This window comes from Bacillus sp. ILBB4 (assembly GCF_035064545.1).
Taxonomy (GTDB): Bacteria; Bacillota; Bacilli; order Bacillales; family Bacillaceae_H; genus Priestia.
Map to the genome: position 1 here is coordinate 673,820 of NZ_JAIQVD010000002.1, position 20,202 is coordinate 694,021.

The window sequence follows — 20,202 nt, forward strand, 5'->3', positions numbered from 1 at the left end:
GCATTTTACCTAGTTTTCTTTTCTGCTCGTCCGTTTTTTTGTCGAAAAAATGCTTTTTTTATATCATATGAACGACAAAAAAAACGTGTGACATAAATCAATTGATTTAGTCACACGCTTTTATAGGTCTTTTCACCTTTTATTTTTTCATTTCTTCATATGCCGCTATACCATCTGCAATATGATTCATCAGCTTTGTAAGGTAAGACTGATCAGACAGGTTCCGGTCTTCTTCTGGATTCGTCATATACCCCAGTTCAACTAGCGTTACGGGTACAGTCGACCAGTTAAATCCTGAAAGATCACTGCGATAGCGAATGCCGTCTGCTTCGACAAACTGATCTTTTTTCACCTCTGTCAGAATAGCCTGAGATGCCTGCAGACTGCTTTGATAAATAGACTTTGTATACGAATTATCTTCTGCAGGAGTAAGTACAGAAAATCCTTTTACAGAAGCATTTTCAGAACCATCTGCATGTATACGTACGTGCAGATCAGCTTTTGAATTGTTCGCAAGCTCCGCTCGTTCCCGGTTGCTGATATCTACATTATCAGAACTACGAGTAAGCTTTACGGTGATGCCTTTTTCTTCGAGCAGCTGTTTTAATATCATAGAAGCTTCCAACGTTAGCTTGTATTCCGGCTTCTTGGTCACAACGCCTGATGTGCCTCCGGAAACTTTTATTTTCGTTTCTGCTGATCCCGGTCCGATTGGCTCCTTTTCTAGATTAGCCTGGGATTGATGACCAGGGTCAATGTAGACTAAAAAAGGAGGAGGATCCGCTTTTTCAGGCATGTTGTTTTTTACATTTTTCAATTCATTATCTGCTTCATGAGGCTGTACTCCTCGGAACTGTGAGATGGGCTGCTTCACTCTTTCTCCCTCCGCATGAGCTTTTGGTACAATTCCGCTAACGACGGCTTTCTCTGTTTGACCTTTCATCATAAAGAAAAATAAGAGTACTGCTACTATTGCAACAATACCTATTCCATAACTCCATACTAAGCGCTTCATCTTCGCTCACCAAACTTTCGAATAGAGTGGGATATTCCTTATGTTAAAGTACAAAATGTGTTAACGTTATTATCTCATAGAATATGGATTTTTTTGTATAAAACGTTAAAAAATAATATCGGCAATATGTTATGTATATGCAAACAAAAACAACACTACATAATGTAGTGTTGTTTTTCAAAAAAATGACGGATGGTTAAATCCGTTTTGCACCAATATAACGTGCTTTCCAGTAACTGTTGCTAAGAGATGTAATCATCACGCCTTTAGACGTAGAAGCTTGAAGAAACTGATTATTTCCTAAGTACACGCCTACATGTGAAGGACCTTTTTTATACGTTTGAAAGAAAACCAAATCTCCTTTTTGAAGCTTTGCTTTTGAAACGCTGGTCCCTACTCGATACATTTGTTCCGTTGTGCGCGGAAGTGTTTTTCCAGCCTTTTTGAAAATGTATTGAATAAATCCTGAGCAGTCAAAACCTTTTGTTGTTGTACCTCCCCATTTATAAGGAACACCAATTAATTTTTTACCAGTAGCAATAGCCGTGTCCTTGTATGAATATGACGCTGCTTCTACTGTTTGAGCAGGTGCAATAAACGGACTGGCTCCACTAAATAAGACTGCCGCTGCCGTTATAGACCCAATGATGGCTTTTTTCATTTTTTTCCTCCATTATGTAACCGAACGTTACGTTTCTATGAACTTATTTTTCAATATGTTCGATTTAATTATAATGAAAAAAGCCTCAAAAACTATTACGCTATGATTAAATAATGTTACAAAATGGTTACTAAGGTATTTTTATCTTCTGGTATATATAGAAAAAATTGAGGCATACCGAAATCAACCGCTAGAAGCAACTACATACCCGAAGCCTACGTTTACCATCATCACAAAAAAATCCGAACGAGTTGGATTCTCCATCAAGAATCTCCATTCATCGTTCGGATTTCCCTTCAATTAAAACACTTTTGTCCAACCTCTTTTTCTCTTACTTTTCTTTTTGCTGTTTCAAAATTAAGTCCTGTTTCGCTTTAGCATCGTGATGCTGCGCTAACTCACGTGAAAATTCTTCATTTGCTTGATCCGGAGCAATTTTTAACTCTTTTGGTGTTTGAGGCAGTGACCCTTTGTTATTATGTGATGATTTGTGATTATTTGCTCTTCCCATGTTGAGACCTCCTTGTATCAATCATTTGTTTTTTATCTTTAGTTACTATTCCCAATTTTTCAAAGCAAATTCAAACGAAAAAAGATTGAGACATAACTAAATAAATTCCATCTAAAGCCGAATAAATTGGATAAATGAGCTGGTATGGATCACTTGTTGCACGGCCGTTGATTTCCATACAAGATTTCGCTTTCCGCAGGAGTCTTTGCCTTACTCTCCAATCAACAACTAGAAGCAACTGCACAGATAAAATCTACATCAACATGAAAAAAATCCGAACGAATAATCGTTCGGATCTTTCTTCAACTACAATGCTTTTGTCCCAGACTCTTTGTTGTTACGATACTTTTTTTGTTACTTCGTTAATATAAGCTTCCTTGTCTTTATCATTAAATTGACCTTCCCACTTAGAAATGACAATCGCACCAAGTGAGTTTCCAATTACGTTTACCGCTGTACGTCCCATATCTAACAAACGGTCGATTCCAGCGATAAAAGCAAGCCCTTCTACCGGAAGTCCTACAGATCCAAGCGTTGCAAGCAGTACAACAAACGATACGCCCGGAACTCCTGCAATTCCTTTAGATGTAACCATTAAAATTAATATCAGTGAAATTTGCTGTGTGATGCTCATATCAATACCGTACATTTGCGCGATAAAAATCGCAGCAAGCGCTTGATAAAGAGTAGATCCGTCTAAGTTAAACGAATATCCCGTCGGAATAACAAAAGATGTAATGGCTTTAGGACATCCGAACTTTTCCATTTTCGCAATAATACGCGGCAATACTGTTTCTGAACTTGCAGTTGAAAATGCCAGCAGCAGTTCATCTTTTAGCACTTTTAATAAGTGGAAGATGTTAACACCTGCCCATTTAGCTACAAGTCCTAGTACAACTAATACAAAGAAAATCATTGTGCCGTAAGCAACAATTACAAGCTTACTAAGCGGAATCAGAGACGCTAGTCCAAATTTTGATACGGTTACACCGATTAATGCAAATACGCCAAACGGTGCAAACTTCATAACTAAATTCGTTACCCAAAACATCGCTTCTGCCGTGCCTTCAAAGAATCTTAAAACCGGCTTGCCTTTTTCGCCGATTGATGCAATTCCAAGTCCAAATAGGACCGAGAAGAAAATAATTGGCAGCATATCGCCTGCAGCAATTGACTCAAATACATTCGTTGGAACGATGTGAACAAATGTTTCTACAAATCCTTTTTGCTCCGTAGCTTCTGCCGTTGATGTGTAGCTGCTGATATCTGATTTTTCAAGACCGCTGCGGTCCACACCAGTACCAGGGTGAAGCAAGTTAGCTGCTAATAAGCCTACAACAATCGCAACCGTTGTAATGATTTCAAAGTAAAGAATTGTTTTTCCGCCTAATTTACCAAGCTTCTTAATATCACCAACACCCGCAACGCCCACAATGATACTAGATATAACAATCGGCACCACGATCATTTTAATTAAATGAATGAATACGTCTCCAATTGGCTGGAGCACCTCAACTGCTTTAGGATTTCCGTAAAAAATAGCCCCTACAATAATACCTGCAATCAAACCAATTAGAATTTGTCCTGCTAATCCAAGCTTTTTGAACATATCTTTGCACCTTCCTTCTTTTTTCTAACAGCTTGAAGCTGTTTATTTGCACTTAATGTATTCAACAGATACAATTCCATTAAGAACTGTTTATTAAGTAGTTCTTTTATTCATAAGATTACATTATCACAGGCATCACAAAATCTAACAAAAACCTACTGAAACTAACAAAAAGTTTTTAGAAAATTACAAAATGAAAACGCTGTAATTTTTTTTACTACAGCGTTTGTTTGACTTCATAATAGAGCATTTGGATAAATTTTTTTACGTTTATACGACTCGGAGTACTGCTTTTTCCCGTCCCTTTTTCTATATCTCTCATGCGCTGATGCACCATTGAAAAATCGAAAAACTTAGAAGCATAATTTTCAAATTTAGGATTAAAGAAGTCAACCATACCAAGAGAGGTCAAATGATTTAAAGACTGATAAATGGCTCTTCTTACTCGCTGCTCGGCTGCTTTCATTTCTTTTTGCAGCACGTCTTCTGAAAAAGATGAACCAAGCTTTCTCACAGTAATTTTCTCAAATATTTCTTTGAGAGACGGAAAATGCTGTTCATACATCGTGCTTTTTTCCGTTTGATGCAAGTAATTGATGATTTCAATCAAATCTTTACTTCCGCTTTCTCCTAAAATACCCAGTTCTCTTAAAAGAAACCTGCACGCTTCTGCCGGATCGCTTTCTTTTTTACCAAAAGAAGGCGTTTTTTGCTGATTGCCTACATTAAGTACGGTATTTAACGATTCTTGAATTTTCTCCATTGATTGTTGAACATGAATTCGTTCAATTACTTTTTGAATGACCATGAGCACTTCCATACGATTAAGCGGCTTCGTGATATAGTATTCAATGCCAAGCGAGTAGGCTTTTCCAATCAAATCTTTCGTTTCTACCTGTGACATCATAATAATTTTCCCTTTAAAACTATCCTTTATTTTGCGCACGGTTTCGATTCCGTCTTGAATCGGCATTAATAAATCAATAAATAAAATATCGATCTGCTGCAATAAAGAAACTTGATCGTTTAACACGATCCCGTCTTCTCCTTCTCCTATAACCTCCCCTAGATCATTATCTTCAATAATTTCGGCTAACATTGAACGAAAGACTTCGTCATCATCTATGATATAAAATCGCATATTAGTCCTTATCCCCCATTAACGTAGAAATAGGTAAATCTATAGCAAATTGAACACCGGGGCTTGGAGACAGATTAACAAATTGAATATTCCCTCCCAGTTGCTCGGTCATTTGCTTAACGTAGACAAGCCCAAGACCCGTAGAAGGCGTTCCGTCCTTTGCATATTTGGATGTAAATCCCGCTTTAAAAATGAGACGTTCATGCCTTTTTTTCACTCCGGGACCGCTGTCTCTTACATACAATAAAATGCGGTCTTCTTCTCGACATACATCGATAATAATCGCGCCTTCTTTTTCAATCGCTTCGACCGCATTCGTTACTAGGTTATTAATTAATGATAAAAACAAGTACACGTGATAGCGAGGATGCTCTCCTAGAATCGAATATGAAAAATGAATATCTTTTGCTAACATCGCCGCATATTTTTCGTTGCTGCGCATCACGATTTGAAGCAGACTTTCGATTTCCATATACTCAGAAAATTCTTCTTTTGTAATGACCTTGGACAGTCCTGCTGATATCCGCTGGTTGTCTTTTTTAATATCATGTACTTCTCCTGCAATTTGTAATGCTTTTTGGCTAAAATCGTGCAGTGAATTAAGCTGGTGGATATCCGCTTCGTGTAATTCTTCATACAAATCATACGACTTTTTCGTAATTCTCTCAGCGTCCTGCAGCGTTTTTTTCAAATGAATGGATTCCTCATATAAATTTGAAAGCACAACAAGCAGCTGATCATTTTTTTGAGAGATTTGTCGTTCTCTCAGCTGCCCTTCGTAAAGTTTGATCATGCTAAACAGGCATAAAACAAAGAAACTTCGAAAGACGCCTACAATAAAAATCTGCATGAACTCTGGAAGCACAATATGATGATGAACCATTACATACATAAAAAACAATTCCATCCCGCCTGAAACCGTTTCGATGATGATGCTCCATATGCCAATAATCCACGGCTTTGAATGAAAATCGTTAATTTTAAACCAAGAAAAAGCAATTGCATAAACGAGATAATAGACCCCTGCTGAACACCTGATCTGCAACGAATGAATAAAATCAAATGATTCGTAGCTATACCAATCAAGCCACATCCGAAAACCCACTATAGCACCAGCAACTAAAATACCTGGTATAACAGGAGAAACTCTTCTTAAAAGCAGCAGTGAAAAGAAAAAAATGGGCACAGCAAAGCTAACTCTATACGTATCATGAAAAGGATAATATTTAAGCTCTCCTGCTAGCGGCACAACGACTATCATCACCAGAATGAGTAAAACATCTTTTTTTACTACCGTATCAACTTTCATCGTTCACTTCCTGCACTTTTTGAACATAAGTATATAGTTTAGCAATCTAAAAGACAATCGCTCTTCCCTATATTTTTTACATTCCTACTTCCATTTATAAATATAGCCCATATATAAACGGTTATTTATTCTCTTTCATTATTCTCTGTAGTTTTTTAGATTTTCTTGTTTTATTTTGTAATTTTTGTTGTATAGTAGAAGTACCTTTTAAAATGTGAGGCTGTATCACAACTATTCAATTATTATTACATCACCTGATAGCTACACTAAAAAGGAAAACTATTATTTTATAGGGGGAGCTTATTTTACAATGTGGATCATTACCGTTTACTCGAAAAACCAAAGTCCGACTATGTTTGAATTTGAATCAGAGGTAGAGGCGAAAAAGACATTTCAGGAGATTAAAGGGTGTAAGATCCTATCGGAAGTTATTTACTATAACGACCGAGTTCCCGCTTTAGCGTAAATCAGTTGATGTAGGAAATTTTACAAATTACCGGTTAAAAGCCACGTAAAGAGCCAAAGGATGGTCCTATTCCTTTGGCTCTTTACTGTTTGATTAGAAAAAACGAGACTGAGACATAATGACATGAGCTGAACCGCTTGTGACACCGCAGTTGATTTCCATGCAAGACTTCGCTTTCCGCGGGCGGCTGCTGAGCCTCCTCGTCGCTTGCGCTCCTGTGGGGTCTCACCTGTTCCGCTTTTCCCGCAGGAGTCTTCGTCTTGCCCTCCAATCAACTGCTAGAAGGGTCTAACGTTGACCCTAACAAAAAAACGAACCACTAATCAAACGTGTTGATCAATGGTTCGTTTTTCACTTCGTCTAACATACTTTTGTCCCAGCCTCGTTTTGCTTTGTGAGCATACTGACTGCCCACATTACGATAAAGTTGATAAGCAGCGCAATAAATCCGACGTTGATATCTTTCATTTGCTGAGGCAGTGATGGAAATAACGTACCAATAGTAGATCCGCTGATTGTAATATAGGCTACTACAATAATTCCAGCAACAATCCCCCACGCTGCTCCTTGTTTCGTTACAAAGTTATTTTTCTTCAAGCTGAAAAGCAGAGATGGAAACAGCTGTGTCATTAGACTATAGCCCATTAAAATAATTGTTGACAGCGTCGTTCCTCCGTTTAGCGTAAAGTAAACGGAAATGAGAGCCACAACCGGTACAAAACTTTTCGCTAAACGAGCAATACGAGCTTCGCTTGCTTGAGGCGCAAACGGTTTGTATATGTTTTTAGCCAGCAGCGTTGACGCACTCATTAACAGCATCGACCCCGGCACAAGCGCTGTCAGCAAACCCGCTCCTCCTATAATTCCAATAAACCAAGGATCAAAGGTTTGGATTGAGATCCGTAATAGCGCAAGATCCACGTCTCCTCCGCTTAAACCAGGAACTTTTAAAATAGCTGCAAATCCAACAAAAAATACAAAGAGCAGCATCAGCGTATAAAGAGGACTAATGATTGCATTTTTACGAAATACCTTTGCATTTTTCGCTGTATAGCTTGAACTAAACACCTGCGGCCACATATAAAAACCAAGTACTAGTAAAATAACGGTCGAAATAAACCACGAGACGCTTAATCCTTGCTCAGGAAACTTTAAAAACCCTGGCTTCGCTGTATTCACCGCTTCAAACATCGGACCGTATCCTCCGTAATAATGAAAAGGTAAATAAATGCCTAAAAATCCAATGACAGCAAGCATCATAATGTCTTTAATAACGGCCGTCCATGCAGAACCATGGATACCGGATATCATAACATACAGCGTTAAACTGATAGCTCCCATCCAAATGGCTGCCGGCATTGAAATGGCGCCGTATGATGCCTGTGATACAATAATCCCCAATCCTTTTAACTGCACAACAATAACAGGTATGACAGCAATCACTCCTACAGCAGCTACAAGCACACCAAGATAAGGGCTTTTATATTTGCTTACAAAAAAATCAGGCTGCGAAACGAGCTTATGATCTCTTGCATACTTCCAAATAACAGGAAGAAGCCAGTATGATAAGACATATGATAAGCTAATATAAATTAAGACATAAAGTGCAGGAGCTCCTTTTCCATAAGCCCATCCGCTTCCGCCTAGAAACGAAAACGTTGTATAGATTTCCCCGGCCATCAGCACAAACACTAAAACAGCCCCGAAACCGCGTCCTCCTACCGTCCACTGCTCCAAGTTCATATCCTTGCCTTTGGTTGATCGTATGCCAAGAAAAATAGCTGCCACTAAAAATAATAAAATAATAATAAGTGCACTATTCATTCTTCTTCCCCTTCCCGATTTCTGGGATCAAGCTTGTACATAACCCCTAAAATAATGGACGTAAGCACTACCCATATCACCATCCAAAACATATTGAACGGCATACCGAGAACAAATGGAGTCACTCGATTAACAAAAGGGAGAAAACCTAATATGCCTACGAACGGAAGGACAGACAAAATATAGATAAATTTCATGACTAAACTCCTCCGACTTTCTAAAACTAACTTCTTTATATTACCACATATTCTGTGTATTCAATGAAGGAATGCTTGCATTTAAACTGAAATAATCTCCAAAAGATAAAATATTCTGTACTATTTTACAAAAATACTGTTTTCATTTTTCTGAATAAATAGTATAATTTCTTCTTATAGTTCGCAGGAGGTATCGTACAGATGAAAACAATAGAGAAAATCAGTACATTTGCAGGAAAAACGTTTACGCTTTGGGTTATTTTAATTTCCGTTATTGCCTACTCATTCCCAGAGCACTTTGTATGGATTGGAAAGTACATCGTTCCGCTCTTAGGAATTGTCATGTTTGGAATGGGATTAACGCTGTCAGCGTCTGATTTCAGTGAAGTATTTCGAAGACCGAAAGAAGTAGCACTAGGCGTGGTGGGACATTTTATCATTATGCCGCTTCTTGCATTCGGTTTGGCGATTGGCTTAGATTTACCAAAAGAAATAGCAGTGGGCGTTATTTTAGTAGGCTGCTGTCCAAGCGGCACATCATCAAACGTAATGGTCTTTTTGGCTCGAGGAAACGTTGCGCTCGCAGTTGCTATCGCTTCTGTTTCAACCATTTTAGCACCGATTGTTACACCGCTTCTTATTTTATTATTTGCAAGCAAGTGGGTCGATATTGATATCATGTCTCTTATTATTTCCATTATACAAGTTGTCATCATTCCGCTTGCTCTTGGATTTACGATCAAAAAGTTTTTTGGAAAAGCTGCAGAAGCAAGTTCCAAAGCCCTTCCCCTTGTTTCAGTAGTCGCGATTGTCTTGATTGTATCCGCCGTTGTGGCAGGAAGCCAAGCACAGCTTGCTAAAACAGGCGGTATCATTTTTGCCGTAGTTGTTCTTCACAACATTCTAGGTTTCACAATCGGCTTCTTCTTTGCCCGCTTATGCGGAATGGATCTAGCCAAACAAAAAGCAGTGGCAATGGAAGTTGGCATGCAAAACTCAGGGCTCGGCGTCACTATCGCTTCCACTCACTTTTCGCCGCTAGCCGCTGTCCCAAGCGCCATCTTCAGCGTCTGGCACAACATCTCAGGCTCAGTGCTAGCCTTTATCTTTAGCAAACTAAAAGACAAAAACCAGCCTTCTTCTAACAAAAAAATGGCTGGCTAATACAATAAAACTTATAAGGGAAGCACAAAAAGCTTTTAAAAGGTTTAACCTAGGAGAATTTCACTACCCCAGAAAGGGGGGGTGAAATTCTCTTAGGTATAGAAAAAAGGCATGGCAATTTTGCCATGTCTCTTTTTTCTACATCGATTAAAAACTATTAGCCTCTTCCTGCTTGGAAAGAAGGATATTTTGTCATACCGCCATCCGCAAATAATGTAATACCTGTTACATAGCTTGCTTGAGATGATGCTAAGAATGCTGCAACTGCTGCTACTTCTTCTGGTTTACCGATGTAACCCATTGGAATCATGCTTTCTACGTCTGCACGTTGTACAGGATCTGCAAATTTCTCTGCGTTAATTGGTGTGTTCATCGCACCTGGTCCAATGTTATTTACGCGGATACCTTTTGGCGCATATTCAAGAGCTAATGTTTCCGTCATTAGTTTCATACCGCCTTTACTTGCTGCGTAGTGAACAAATAATGGCCAAGGAATCATTTCGTGAACGCTAGACATGTTAATAACGTTTCCTTTAATGTCGTTTTCAACGAAATATTTAATTGCTTCACGGCTTCCTAAGAATGCACCTGTTAAGTTTGTATCAATAACTTTGTTCCAGTTATCTAGAGATAGCTCATGAGAAGGAACTGGGTTTTCAACACCAGCATTATTAATCATAACGTCTAATGTACCAAATTCTTTAATAGCTGTTTGAACAAGATTTACAACGTCTTCTTCTTTTGTTACGTCGCCTTGAACGATGATTGCTTGTCCGCCTGCTTCTTCTACTTCTTTTTTCGCATCTAAAGCTTCTTCTTCATTGTTGTAATAGTTAATAACAACTTTTGCTTCTTCTTGACCGAAACGAACAGCCATTGCGCGTCCTAAACCTGTTGATCCACCTGTAATTACAACTACTTTATCTTTTAAATCTGTATACATAATAAAATCCTCCTAGTGTTTTCATTTATTCATACATACTATCATTAACTTTTACGTAAACGTTAACTTTTAGCCATTCCGAGGAATACGCCACCTAAAATGATGAGCACAATACCAATCGTAATCGAAATAAGCTGACGCTTTGTTTTCTTTTCTCCTAATAAGAAGATACCGCCAAGCGTTGAAATAACAATTCCCATTTGTGATAATGAGAAGCTTGTTGCAACCCCTACTTTAGGTTGAGAAATAAATAAGAACATATTACCAGCTGCCCAAATCAGCCCTGGAATAATGTTGCGAATTGCGTATTTATTAAACGGTTTGTGTTTATAAGTAAGTATAAGTCCCCCAATTAACATACCAATAGCTTGTGGGAATAGCGCCGACCATCCGTCTACATTAAATAAACGAGCGACAACTACATACACTAAGTATCCAATTGTTGAAATAACAAGGGTAATAATCCCTTTTTTGAATTGTCCAGATTGCTCTGGGTTTTTTTCGCTTTCTAGTGATGTTAACACAATACCAATAACAATAAAGATAAGAGCTAACACGCCTAAAATAACGGTTGTTGTTGTTGACCACTCGTGAAATACGATAACACCAAACAATGATGTCGTCACAAGCTGCATACCAGTTGAAATTGGCATGGTTTTTGAAACACCAATATAATCAATCGTTTTCAACTGATTACTTTGCCCAACTGCCCAAAATAATCCTGAAACGATTCCGACAATAAAAATAAGCGGCGTCAACACTGGATGAACTACGAAGTAAATAACGGCTGAAAAGATCAGCGCACCAATTGTAGTCCCAAGCGTTTGACTGTAAGGACCTCCGCCCAATTTAACGTTGAACAGGACAATACTTCCCCAGAAAATCGCAGGAAGAATAGCCAAAAGGATATCCATTTGATACTAACCTTCTTTCTCAAACTCTTGATGTAATTGTAAATTTAAAGTACCTTTTATTTAACTAGGTAACTTTATGTAACCAATCTTAGACCTTTTTTCTTGATACGTCAATAATAATATGTCGATTCTGTGACTTTTTTTAAAAACTTTACAATACAGCGTTTCCAAGCTACTGAAAGTTTTGAAAATAAAAAAAGATAGCCTTTTCATTATCCAAATGCTAGTATATAATAACATTATAAGAGTTACTTTTAATATCCTATATACGATAAAGTAGGTGACATCAATGAATGAATTTGATGAGTTATGTCCAAAAGTGTGGAAAACGTTTGATATAATAGGAAAAAGATGGAACGGGTTAATTATTTATGTCCTGATGAGCGGTCCTAAACGCTTTAGTGAAATTCACAGCAGCATTCCCTCTTTAAGTAAACGAATGTTAACCGAACGAATGAAAGAGTTAGAAGAAGAAGGAATTGTGATCCGGCACGTTATTCCTGAACGTCCCGTTCGCATTGAATATATCTTAACCAAAAAAGGATCAGAGCTTGGTATGATCTTAGGGCCCGTCAGTAAGTGGGCAAAAACATGGATAAAATAAAAAAGCCTCCAGTGAGGCTTTTTTACGTTTGATAGAGGATATAATTATTTTTCCCTTCTCTTTTCCCTTTATATAACGCATCATCTGCATTTTTTAATAATAAAGCAGCCGATTCCCCGTCCTCTGGATAAATAGATACGCCGATGGTAGTTGTTGTGCGCAAACAATAGCCCCGTACATTCCAGCTTTGCTGAAGAGATACATGAATCCGCCTAGCAATTTGTTCAATTTCCCTTCCATTTGTTACGTTTAAAATAATGATAAACTCGTCTCCGCCCAAACGATAAATGCGATCGCCTTTCCGTACACAGCTTTTTAATCTCTTCGTGTATGCTTTTAGAAATTCGTCGCCTATATGATGGCCATATTCATCGTTAATCTGTTTAAAATTATCACAGTCGAGAAACAAAAGCGCAAAAAACTCATCGCTTTTCCGCTGCCCTTTTTCAATTACTTTGTTTAACTCTTTTAACAGCATCGCCCGATTGGGAAGACCTGTTAAACTATCGTGAGTGGCTTCAAAATGAAGTTTATTTTCTAGCGCTTTTTGTTCAGTAATATCATTATGAATAGATACATAATGAGTAATATTTCCATCTATATCTTTTAGGGGCACAATTGTTTTCGATACCCAGTATGACTGATGATGCTTCGTCCCCATTTCAAGCTGCCCTCGCCATACCTTTCCGCTTTTTATTGTTTCAAGCAGCTCATCGTGGTTATGATGAAGCCCTGCATCTCGATAATACTTCCCCAATAAATCTTCTTTTTCATAACCTGAATACTGTACATACATATCATTTACATAGGTAATAGTTCCACTTGCATTTATAATCATAACGCTAGCTGATTCATCGAGCGCATATTTTATATTTTCAAGTTCTTTCAGCGTATAAGCCAGCTGTTCTTCTGCTTCTTTTTGAGGCGTAATATCGTGTAAGATGGCATAGGCGCCAACTGTTTGATTATTTACTTTAACAGGAATCGTTGTAATATACACGTGCTGTGCGGAATGTTGACTTCTACGAAATGTTAGCTCTGTGCTGTAGCTGATTTCTTCATATACATTCCAGCGTTTGTAATTACAGGCTCCCAGTCTTTTAGCAATATCTCGGTAATTTTGATGGAGCACATCGCTTGCAGAAAGCTGCAGCGTTTCTAAGAATGCGCTGTTGACATTTAAAATCGTGCCTTCCAAATTCAGCATACAAACCGCGTGGTGGTGGTTTGTAAATAGCGATTTGTACCACTGCTTGCTTTTTATGAGCTCCAATTCTAATTTTTTAATAGCTGTGATATCTCGGTAAATCACCGAATAGGCGACCAGTTGATTTTGATAGTCATAAATCGGTGAACAGCTGACAGATACACACACGCTTTCGCCGCTTTTTGTGTACCTGACTGTTTCATAAGGAGGCAGCGTCTTACCACTTTTTAATTCTTCTATTAATTTAAGGTTTTCTTTTTCCTCTTTCTTTGACACGATGTTCATCTCTTGACGGCTTTTTCCTATAACTTCTTCTTTTCTCCACTGAAATAGCTTTTCAAATGCTCCATTGACTGTTAAGACCTTCTCATCACAATCAGCAATTAGAATGGCATCTACCGTGTTTTCTAGAAACGCATCGAGTAAACGCGTGCTCTCTTCCTGCGTTTTTTTATAATGAATTTCTTGAGCCATGACAAGGACATGTGAAGGGGTTGTCGCTTGATTAAAAAGAGGGGTAAATGTTACTTCATATGCATGCCGGTCGGGCTGGAAAAGCTGTATGTATTGATATTGAATTGGTTCTTTCGTGGCAATGGCTTTTTCACAAAGTGTGTAAAAAAGCAGATTTTCTTCTTTATTGATTATCTTGTCTTCCATTTTGTCAAAGAATTGCTGAGCTGCTTTGTTACATTCTTTATAATATAGCTGATGTCTTTCTTGCTGGATTAAAATCACAGGCTGCGGCATATTCATAAAATAAAATTGGAATACCCCTTCACTATACATACTAAATATCCTCCATCTGCCTTTGGAATTTCACTAAACGTCTTGTTTTGATATGCAATTCACTCATTACTCCAAACCAACACGTCTTCTTTATCACATAAATATTTTAACAATCGCACAAAATCACATAATTTTATAAAAATTCAAGACATCTGCGTTGCATATAGGTCTAATTACTTATTCTTATATTACGATAAATTATCTATTTAGTGAAGTGTATGGTTTAAGAGTTCAGCAGCCTTTCTTGTCTGAATAAACTGCGGTACTTATTATAAGTTAAGTAGGAAGAGATCGACTGCGGCATGCCCAGCAAATAGCCCTGAGCAGCATGTAGATTTAACGAAATCGCTGCGGCTAAATCTTTATCTCGTTCAACGCCTTCTAAAATGAGATTCGTATGCGGATAATAGTTAACAAGCAAATCAATCAGATCTTTCTTTTGCTTGCAGTCGGCTAGCCCTTCAGCATAGCTTCGGTCCAATTTCATATAGTGAGGCTCGTACATGCTTACTTGTCTCATCGCTGCAGCCCCTGCTCCAAAATCATCAATCGCAATTTTGAATCCGGCCTCTTTCAAACTCATTACTCGGGCAAAAAGAGCTGAAGATTCCCATAAAATCTTTTCATGAAGCGTTTCATTTAACTCCCATACAATACGATGTTTCGCATTCTTATAGGTGTTCAACAGATATGTTAAAAACAGTTGGAAATGCGGGTGGAGAAGAGTAGATGGAAACACATTGATAAATACATCCTCTGATTTCAATACCTCAAACGGAAAGTTCTTTATAGCCCCTTCAATTGCCATCGTATCAAGCTTGTACAAATAATTATGGCGTCTTGCCAGTGAAAATAACTCTTCAATTTGCCCTTTTGCGAAAGCTGTGCGCAGCAAAGCCTCAAAACCCAGCGTCTCCCACGAATTCAACGCATAAATAGGCTGATATACAAACTGAAAGTCTTCATACGTCAGTTCCTTTAAAACATGAGCATCCATTCTTTCGTTTAATCACCTTTCGTTTTCAATATACTATTTCTTCCATAACCTAAACTTATAAAAATATATCCTAAAAACAGATAATTGTCCATTAAAAGTAAGATATTCCATTAGGCGATTTAGGTATTTTGAGACTTGCGGGAGGCTTATGATAGCAACAAAGAAGTGTTTTAGAGACTTTTATCCTTTTGATAGATAGGCTGTAAAGGATGTTTCAAACAAGAGATTGAGACATAAGTACCTCCCCCCTCTGAAGATGAATATATTGGATAAAGGAGCTAGCATAGATTGCTTGTGACACCGCGGTTGATTTCCGGGCATGGCTTCGCTTTCCGCGGGCGGCCGCTGAGCCTCCTCGTCGCTTACGCTCCTGCGGGGTCTCACCTGTTCCGCTTTTCCCGCAGGAGTCTTCGCCTGCCCTCCAATCAATCGCTAGAAGCATCTAATATGTGAAATTTACGTTTACCAGATACTTAGCACAATAACCTCTTATCGTTAGTTTGTAATCATAGACAAATTGCTCATGTTGATAAATAGATGCTAGTTGGAAAATTAACGATAATAGCCCCTATAAAACATTACAAAAAACATTATACCTACAGCTAATATACTAACAGCTAAAGCAACTCCTATAACTTTCTTCATCTAACTTGTTACCTCTTCTTCTCTATAAATCCCCTACTATTTCCCCGCGTTAAAATGAATATTTTTTAGCATTTTTAAAAACCATTCTTGCTTTTTTTCTTCATCACCGCTTTTATATTTATCACTACTATCGAAGGAAATCTATACTATTTTATTAGAACGCTTATCTGCTACATATGCCAAGTATGTATTAGGAATATGTTTCTTCTTATCTACTATTACACGCTTTTCTGTTCCTTTGAAATAAATATAAGCTGATTGGTAGTAAATCCTCGTCTGTGAGTTTTCAATCTTATTAGGAACACTTAATCCAAATCTTCTCTTAAATAAAGCCTCAACGTGAATACTCTCATCTGCAGGATTACTGGTTAAAAACTCAGTTTTTATATAATTCGCTTGTGTTTTACCTTCAACTTCTTCATTGTAAACAGCCCACCAGCTCTCGTAAGAATCATTATTGATAGCATAATCCTCTCTCTTTTTATGCAAAACTTGATACTCCTCTGGAAACCACATCGTATACTGCCCTGTCTTTGATTTAAACTCATAAAACCCATCATCTACTTTTTTATCTTTGTTCAAGAATTTACGTGTGAAGTGATCATCAAAAGCTGGAACGTTGGGGTAGCGGCTTTCGTTTATCAGCCATATTCCTCCTATTAAAATAGCTGCTGCTACAATGATTGCAGGGAGGGGCTTTATACGTTTTTTCATGGTCATACACTCCCTTTATTATTCTTTTGAAACAAATGGGACTTAATGTAAATTGTTCAACATATAAAAATCCCTCAGACCACTGTCTGAGGAATAGCAGTATTCCTTATGTTAGTTCACTTTCATTCATTGATTCTTTATATCGAATTTCGTACTCTCTCTTATGCATATCTTTAACAGAATGCATAAAACTCATAATATGCTGAAATGCTCCAGTATCATACTGCTGAGCCCTTAGCGTATATCCCCGCTCAGCTGCTTCTAATTTACTTTTAACCGCATCCGCAAACTCACCCGTTTGGTTTTCTAAATAGCTTTTAGCATGCCAAAGCTTTTCATTCACTTCTTGATCCTTTTTAATTAACTCTTTAATCCTTTTTGCCTGCTCGTCTTTGAAGTCATCACCATCAAATTCAAACGTGTATTTACCGCTCGTTGTTCCTGTGTGTGTAAAATCGAAATCAAACAATTAAATCCCCCCTACTACTTCTTTCATACTTTTAATATCTGAAGCTACCGATTCGTCTGCTTCCATCATCTTCTCGAAATTTTGGAAGAACGCTTCAAGAAACTTTTGATAGTATGTAACTTCCTCTTGAATAGAAGAAATAATCTCTTCAACAGGGGTAAATACACTATCGTCTAGCGGATCAAACGTTTTGTCAAACGTCACTTTTTCAGCCACACGCTTTTGTCCAAACCAAGCGAGAGTAGCTCCGTCTTTATCTGCCTTTTCCATAAATGACTGGGGAGAAGCTTCTTCTCTGGATATTTTCATTTTTAACTTTTTCTTCTTAGCTTCGAAGACTTCATCAATTTCACTATGTAAATACTGCTTCAGTGCATTTAAGTTTGCTTCTTTGTCTTTGATGGCATTAGCACAGTAATAAACAAACTTCTTCATTTGTTCATAATCTAGCAAGATTTCTTCCTGAGATCCTGAATCAAAAACCTGATAATATGTCTTCATAGCATTAGCTTCTGTGTATTTGACGACGTAATTAATTCCGTGCAGTTTTGCTTGGTCTCTTTGAGATATTCCTTTAATCCCTTGCACTAAAACTCCAGGACTTTTTATCGCCTGTTTTGTCAAGAAAAATGCGCCTTCTGTTCCTAGTACAATCCCCGGAAGATGCTTAAGCGGCTTTTCCTTAACGTCATCAACCTATGATGGAATATTGAGAAGCACACTGTCGTCTACATGGGCGTTTGCCAAAGATAATCCTCCAATTATATTGGATACTCCAGAGTTATATCTGACTTCGTCAAGTTTTAAAAATAAGTTCCATTTTGCTAACCTTTTCAGAGGATATTCTCCAATATTAATCATTTCTTCTGTATCCATATCTCCAAGCATGGTTACTTTATTACCTACATACCAACTGCCAGGGAAAGATTGCGCATGCATAGGTTCACCTTTTACCCAGGTATGACTGATGGTAGCTTTCTGCTTTTTATAGTAGGTGTTGGCTAAAACTACTAATTTTTTTGAAGACACTCCATTTCTTTTACCAGTTTGTTGTTCTACATAATTCGCAAATTTCCTATCTAACCTTTGCAACTGCTTGACATTAACTGGAGCATCATTTAAGCCTCTTATGTTTACAAAATTCTTAGTTATAAGTCCAAGGGTCACTATCAGATGTCCCCCTAAAGAATGACCATCCCCATACCTTTTTATTTTTGAATTTGAGCTTTTAATTTTTTTCTCAACTTCCTCATACATAACTTTTGCATCTTGAACTTGATTATTTCTCTCTCCGCTTCCAATTCCTAATGCGTCATACACGACATCTCCAAAATCTTTAGAAGGTTCCGTTCCTCTAAAGATATAATATACTTCGTTAATGTGATTTTTTTTGTCATAAAAGTGGACAGCGGCACCATCGAACCCTGAATTTTCTCCAATACCCATTTCTTTACTACTATAAATCTCAAAATTTGGAGGTTCTTTCCCTGTAGTTTCCTTGTATATTTCCTTAATTTCTTTTTCCTTACCGGCTAACCCCGTATACTCAAGTTGGGTAATCTTATTTCTTAAATTATTGTCCAACACGGGTTTTTTACTCATTTTCATTGCCCTCACGGAATCTGATATTTTTTAATATTGTTAGCAACCATTTTTTTTCTGTTACTTCATTATTCTTTTGGCTTCCTTTACTTTTATCAAACCATAATTCAATTGCATTATTGGATTTTTTATCAACTATATATGCTATATATGTGTTTGGAGCATGTTCTTTGCTGTTATGCTTTACTACTTCTTGTGTTCCTTTAAAATATGTATAAGCTGAATCATAGTAGATCCTGGTACTAGAAGTTTCAAAATTATTAGGTTTAGTGGTATTTAGCTGTTCTTTAAACATATTTTCTACAGTAAATGATTCATTTTCAGCCTTTCTTGCATTTGAAAATGTTACTTCGATATAATCTTCCCCCGTATCTCCAGCTTTGTTATTAACATCTTTCGCTATCCATCTTTCATAAGAATTATCATTTATTACATAATCTTCCTCGTTCTCCTTTATAAGCTGATACTCCTCCGGAAACCACATCGTATACTGCCCGGTCTTCGACTTAAACTCATAAAACCCGTCGTCCACTTTTTTATCTTTGTTTAAGAATTCACGCGTAAAGTGATCATCAAAAGCAGGGACGTTTGGGTATCGGCTTTCGTTTATCATCCATATTCCTCCTATTAAAATAGCAGCTCCTGCAATGACTGCAATAATGGTCTTCGTACGTTTTTTCATTGTCGCACACCCTTTTAGTTATGTTATAATCTATGTTTTATACATGTTCGATACTATCATACTTATAATGGGAGAGTCATAAGCAGAACGAATCAAAGAACCATAATTAGGAAGTGGTTATTTTTTACTTTCACTTACCCTTTCTTTTAAATAAATAATCGTTTCTTGTTTTATTATTGTTACCTTTATGAATGATTTCTCTCAATAAAAAAAACCCCACTTTCAACAAAGTGAGGGTGATTACATAATATAGGACGTTTACTGAACGCTTCGCTCTTCTTGTGCCAGCACATCAATTTCAGCATCAATCTTTACGCTGTGGTTTTTTCCGTCAAGTCCAAGAATCACAATTTCGTATTGCTTGTTGACAAGAACAACCGATTCGATAATGCCTTTATGCTGTCTTAAGGCGTATGCTTTTGCACGGCTTTTAGTTAAAGGAATCGTTTTTTCTTTCAAAATACTGCCGGTTTGGGCGTTAATTTTTACTTTGTGCTCTTCTCCGTTTAACGTAAGGATGTCTACTATATAAATAGGAAGAGTGAGTATTTTACTCAGCGATATGGATTTGACAATGCCTTTATATTCTTTTAATGCGAGAAGCTTTGCTTGTTCTTTCAACAAAAGAGATCGTTTTTCAGAAATCATTTGACGCCATCCTTTCTAGTTTATAAAACGGACTGCTGTTTCAATTTCTTAACGTACCATATCCTATGTATACGTCTACTAACTAGTATAG

20 protein-coding genes and 2 pseudogenes are annotated in these 20,202 nt (G+C 37.4%); 2 read left to right on the plus strand and 20 right to left on the minus strand.

The features are described from left to right. Positions 1-139: 139 nt before the first annotated feature. From LAV82_RS09590 to LAV82_RS09630, 9 genes and pseudogenes are all read right to left on the minus strand, one after another. Complete coding sequence (locus LAV82_RS09590) at positions 140-1,015, minus strand: N-acetylmuramoyl-L-alanine amidase family protein (RefSeq protein ID WP_499715991.1); 876 nt, start codon at positions 1,013-1,015, stop codon at positions 140-142. Between the two features lie 196 nt (positions 1,016-1,211). Beyond that, positions 1,212-1,544 (minus strand): annotated as a pseudogene (locus tag LAV82_RS09595) (C40 family peptidase); the annotation flags it as partial. Positions 1,545-2,007: 463 nt separating this feature from the next. Next, positions 2,008-2,187 carry a YfhD family protein gene (locus LAV82_RS09600; RefSeq protein ID WP_013055768.1) on the minus strand — a complete coding sequence of 60 codons (180 nt, stop codon included), beginning with the start codon at positions 2,185-2,187 and terminating at the stop codon, positions 2,008-2,010. Between the two features lie 337 nt (positions 2,188-2,524). Then, the gene (locus LAV82_RS09605) at positions 2,525-3,796 is read right to left on the minus strand and encodes a cation:dicarboxylate symporter family transporter (RefSeq protein ID WP_028407730.1); all 1,272 of its coding nucleotides are present in this window, start codon (positions 3,794-3,796) and stop codon (positions 2,525-2,527) included. A 217-nt stretch (positions 3,797-4,013) separates the two neighbouring features. Beyond that, positions 4,014-4,937: a response regulator gene (locus LAV82_RS09610; RefSeq protein WP_034653912.1), complete on the minus strand. Its 924-nt coding sequence runs from the start codon at positions 4,935-4,937 to the stop codon at positions 4,014-4,016. A gap of 1 nt (position 4,938) precedes the next feature. Further along, a complete protein-coding gene (locus tag LAV82_RS09615; protein ID WP_499715993.1) occupies positions 4,939-6,246 on the minus strand; it encodes a sensor histidine kinase in 1,308 nt (435 codons plus the stop codon). Between the two features lie 486 nt (positions 6,247-6,732). Beyond that, entirely contained in the window at positions 6,733-6,987 is a 255-nt protein-coding gene (locus LAV82_RS09620) for a hypothetical protein (protein WP_328254995.1), read from the minus strand. Between the two features lie 85 nt (positions 6,988-7,072). Next, positions 7,073-8,536: a sodium:solute symporter family protein gene (locus tag LAV82_RS09625; protein WP_098966248.1), complete on the minus strand. Its 1,464-nt coding sequence runs from the start codon at positions 8,534-8,536 to the stop codon at positions 7,073-7,075. Next, complete coding sequence (locus tag LAV82_RS09630; protein ID WP_013055761.1) at positions 8,533-8,733, minus strand: DUF3311 domain-containing protein; 201 nt, start codon at positions 8,731-8,733, stop codon at positions 8,533-8,535. Before LAV82_RS09630 ends, LAV82_RS09625 begins: the two co-directional genes overlap by 4 nt. Positions 8,734-8,934: 201 nt before the next feature. On the opposite strand from LAV82_RS09630, the gene LAV82_RS09635 reads away from it, so the two are divergent. Beyond that, on the plus strand, positions 8,935-9,897 hold the full coding sequence (locus LAV82_RS09635; RefSeq protein ID WP_013055760.1) for a bile acid:sodium symporter family protein: 963 nt from the start codon (positions 8,935-8,937) through the stop codon (positions 9,895-9,897). 157 nt (positions 9,898-10,054) lie between these two features. Here the strand turns inward: LAV82_RS09635 and gdh are convergent, their stop codons facing one another. Continuing rightward, positions 10,055-10,840, minus strand: coding sequence for a glucose 1-dehydrogenase (gdh, locus tag LAV82_RS09640; RefSeq protein ID WP_013055759.1), 786 nt, complete (start codon positions 10,838-10,840; stop codon positions 10,055-10,057). A gap of 62 nt (positions 10,841-10,902) precedes the next feature. Next, a complete protein-coding gene (locus LAV82_RS09645; RefSeq protein WP_013055758.1) occupies positions 10,903-11,754 on the minus strand; it encodes a RhaT/GlcU family sugar-proton symporter in 852 nt (283 codons plus the stop codon). 289 nt (positions 11,755-12,043) lie between these two features. Between LAV82_RS09645 and LAV82_RS09650 the strand changes: the two genes are divergently transcribed. Further along, positions 12,044-12,358 carry a winged helix-turn-helix transcriptional regulator gene (locus tag LAV82_RS09650; protein WP_013055757.1) on the plus strand — a complete coding sequence of 105 codons (315 nt, stop codon included), beginning with the start codon at positions 12,044-12,046 and terminating at the stop codon, positions 12,356-12,358. 22 nt (positions 12,359-12,380) lie between these two features. Here the strand turns inward: LAV82_RS09650 and LAV82_RS09655 are convergent, their stop codons facing one another. The 9 genes and pseudogenes from LAV82_RS09655 to LAV82_RS09695 all read right to left on the minus strand — a co-directional run bounded on the left by LAV82_RS09655 (position 12,381) and on the right by LAV82_RS09695 (position 20,111). Then, the gene (locus tag LAV82_RS09655) at positions 12,381-14,354 is read right to left on the minus strand and encodes a sensor domain-containing protein (RefSeq protein ID WP_499715994.1); all 1,974 of its coding nucleotides are present in this window, start codon (positions 14,352-14,354) and stop codon (positions 12,381-12,383) included. Positions 14,355-14,577: 223 nt separating this feature from the next. Continuing rightward, positions 14,578-15,351, minus strand: a complete 774-nt coding sequence (locus tag LAV82_RS09660; RefSeq protein ID WP_211078479.1) for an EAL domain-containing protein — start codon at positions 15,349-15,351, stop codon at positions 14,578-14,580. A 214-nt stretch (positions 15,352-15,565) separates the two neighbouring features. Next, positions 15,566-15,793, minus strand: a complete 228-nt coding sequence (locus tag LAV82_RS09665) for a hypothetical protein (protein WP_211078478.1) — start codon at positions 15,791-15,793, stop codon at positions 15,566-15,568. Between the two features lie 239 nt (positions 15,794-16,032). Then, positions 16,033-16,710, minus strand: a pseudogene (locus LAV82_RS09670) (YvcA-related protein). A 106-nt stretch (positions 16,711-16,816) separates the two neighbouring features. Continuing rightward, positions 16,817-17,179, minus strand: coding sequence for a hypothetical protein (locus LAV82_RS09675; RefSeq protein ID WP_499715995.1), 363 nt, complete (start codon positions 17,177-17,179; stop codon positions 16,817-16,819). Beyond that, positions 17,180-17,803, minus strand: coding sequence for a hypothetical protein (locus LAV82_RS09680; RefSeq protein WP_244856606.1), 624 nt, complete (start codon positions 17,801-17,803; stop codon positions 17,180-17,182). It abuts the gene before it with no gap. 72 nt (positions 17,804-17,875) lie between these two features. Beyond that, complete coding sequence (locus LAV82_RS09685; RefSeq protein ID WP_244856605.1) at positions 17,876-18,781, minus strand: DUF6792 domain-containing protein; 906 nt, start codon at positions 18,779-18,781, stop codon at positions 17,876-17,878. Then, on the minus strand, positions 18,774-19,463 hold the full coding sequence (locus LAV82_RS09690; protein WP_211078476.1) for a YvcA-related protein: 690 nt from the start codon (positions 19,461-19,463) through the stop codon (positions 18,774-18,776). The genes LAV82_RS09685 and LAV82_RS09690 overlap by 8 nt, the downstream gene beginning before the upstream one ends. A gap of 258 nt (positions 19,464-19,721) precedes the next feature. After that, positions 19,722-20,111 carry a PepSY domain-containing protein gene (locus tag LAV82_RS09695; protein WP_211078475.1) on the minus strand — a complete coding sequence of 130 codons (390 nt, stop codon included), beginning with the start codon at positions 20,109-20,111 and terminating at the stop codon, positions 19,722-19,724. Positions 20,112-20,202: the final 91 nt, after the last annotated feature.

What these genes read in the sequence shown, in the direction of transcription:
- LAV82_RS09590 (WP_499715991.1), bottom strand. Translation starts at nt 1,015, where the DNA reads ATGAAGCGCTTAGTATGGAGTTATGGAATAGGTATTGTTGCAATAGTA.
- LAV82_RS09600 (WP_013055768.1), bottom strand. Translation starts at nt 2,187, where the DNA reads ATGGGAAGAGCAAATAATCACAAATCATCACATAATAACAAAGGGTCA.
- LAV82_RS09605 (WP_028407730.1), bottom strand. Translation starts at nt 3,796, where the DNA reads ATGTTCAAAAAGCTTGGATTAGCAGGACAAATTCTAATTGGTTTGATT.
- LAV82_RS09610 (WP_034653912.1), bottom strand. Translation starts at nt 4,937, where the DNA reads ATGCGATTTTATATCATAGATGATGACGAAGTCTTTCGTTCAATGTTA.
- LAV82_RS09615 (WP_499715993.1), bottom strand. Translation starts at nt 6,246, where the DNA reads ATGAAAGTTGATACGGTAGTAAAAAAAGATGTTTTACTCATTCTGGTG.
- LAV82_RS09625 (WP_098966248.1), bottom strand. Translation starts at nt 8,536, where the DNA reads ATGAATAGTGCACTTATTATTATTTTATTATTTTTAGTGGCAGCTATT.
- LAV82_RS09630 (WP_013055761.1), bottom strand. Translation starts at nt 8,733, where the DNA reads ATGAAATTTATCTATATTTTGTCTGTCCTTCCGTTCGTAGGCATATTA.
- LAV82_RS09635 (WP_013055760.1), top strand. Translation starts at nt 8,935, where the DNA reads ATGAAAACAATAGAGAAAATCAGTACATTTGCAGGAAAAACGTTTACG.
- gdh (WP_013055759.1), bottom strand. Translation starts at nt 10,840, where the DNA reads ATGTATACAGATTTAAAAGATAAAGTAGTTGTAATTACAGGTGGATCA.
- LAV82_RS09645 (WP_013055758.1), bottom strand. Translation starts at nt 11,754, where the DNA reads ATGGATATCCTTTTGGCTATTCTTCCTGCGATTTTCTGGGGAAGTATT.
- LAV82_RS09650 (WP_013055757.1), top strand. Translation starts at nt 12,044, where the DNA reads ATGAATGAATTTGATGAGTTATGTCCAAAAGTGTGGAAAACGTTTGAT.
- LAV82_RS09655 (WP_499715994.1), bottom strand. Translation starts at nt 14,354, where the DNA reads ATGTATAGTGAAGGGGTATTCCAATTTTATTTTATGAATATGCCGCAG.
- LAV82_RS09660 (WP_211078479.1), bottom strand. Translation starts at nt 15,351, where the DNA reads ATGGATGCTCATGTTTTAAAGGAACTGACGTATGAAGACTTTCAGTTT.
- LAV82_RS09665 (WP_211078478.1), bottom strand. Translation starts at nt 15,793, where the DNA reads ATGCTTCTAGCGATTGATTGGAGGGCAGGCGAAGACTCCTGCGGGAAA.
- LAV82_RS09685 (WP_244856605.1), bottom strand. Translation starts at nt 18,781, where the DNA reads ATGAGTAAAAAACCCGTGTTGGACAATAATTTAAGAAATAAGATTACC.
- LAV82_RS09690 (WP_211078476.1), bottom strand. Translation starts at nt 19,463, where the DNA reads ATGAAAAAACGTACGAAGACCATTATTGCAGTCATTGCAGGAGCTGCT.
- LAV82_RS09695 (WP_211078475.1), bottom strand. Translation starts at nt 20,111, where the DNA reads ATGATTTCTGAAAAACGATCTCTTTTGTTGAAAGAACAAGCAAAGCTT.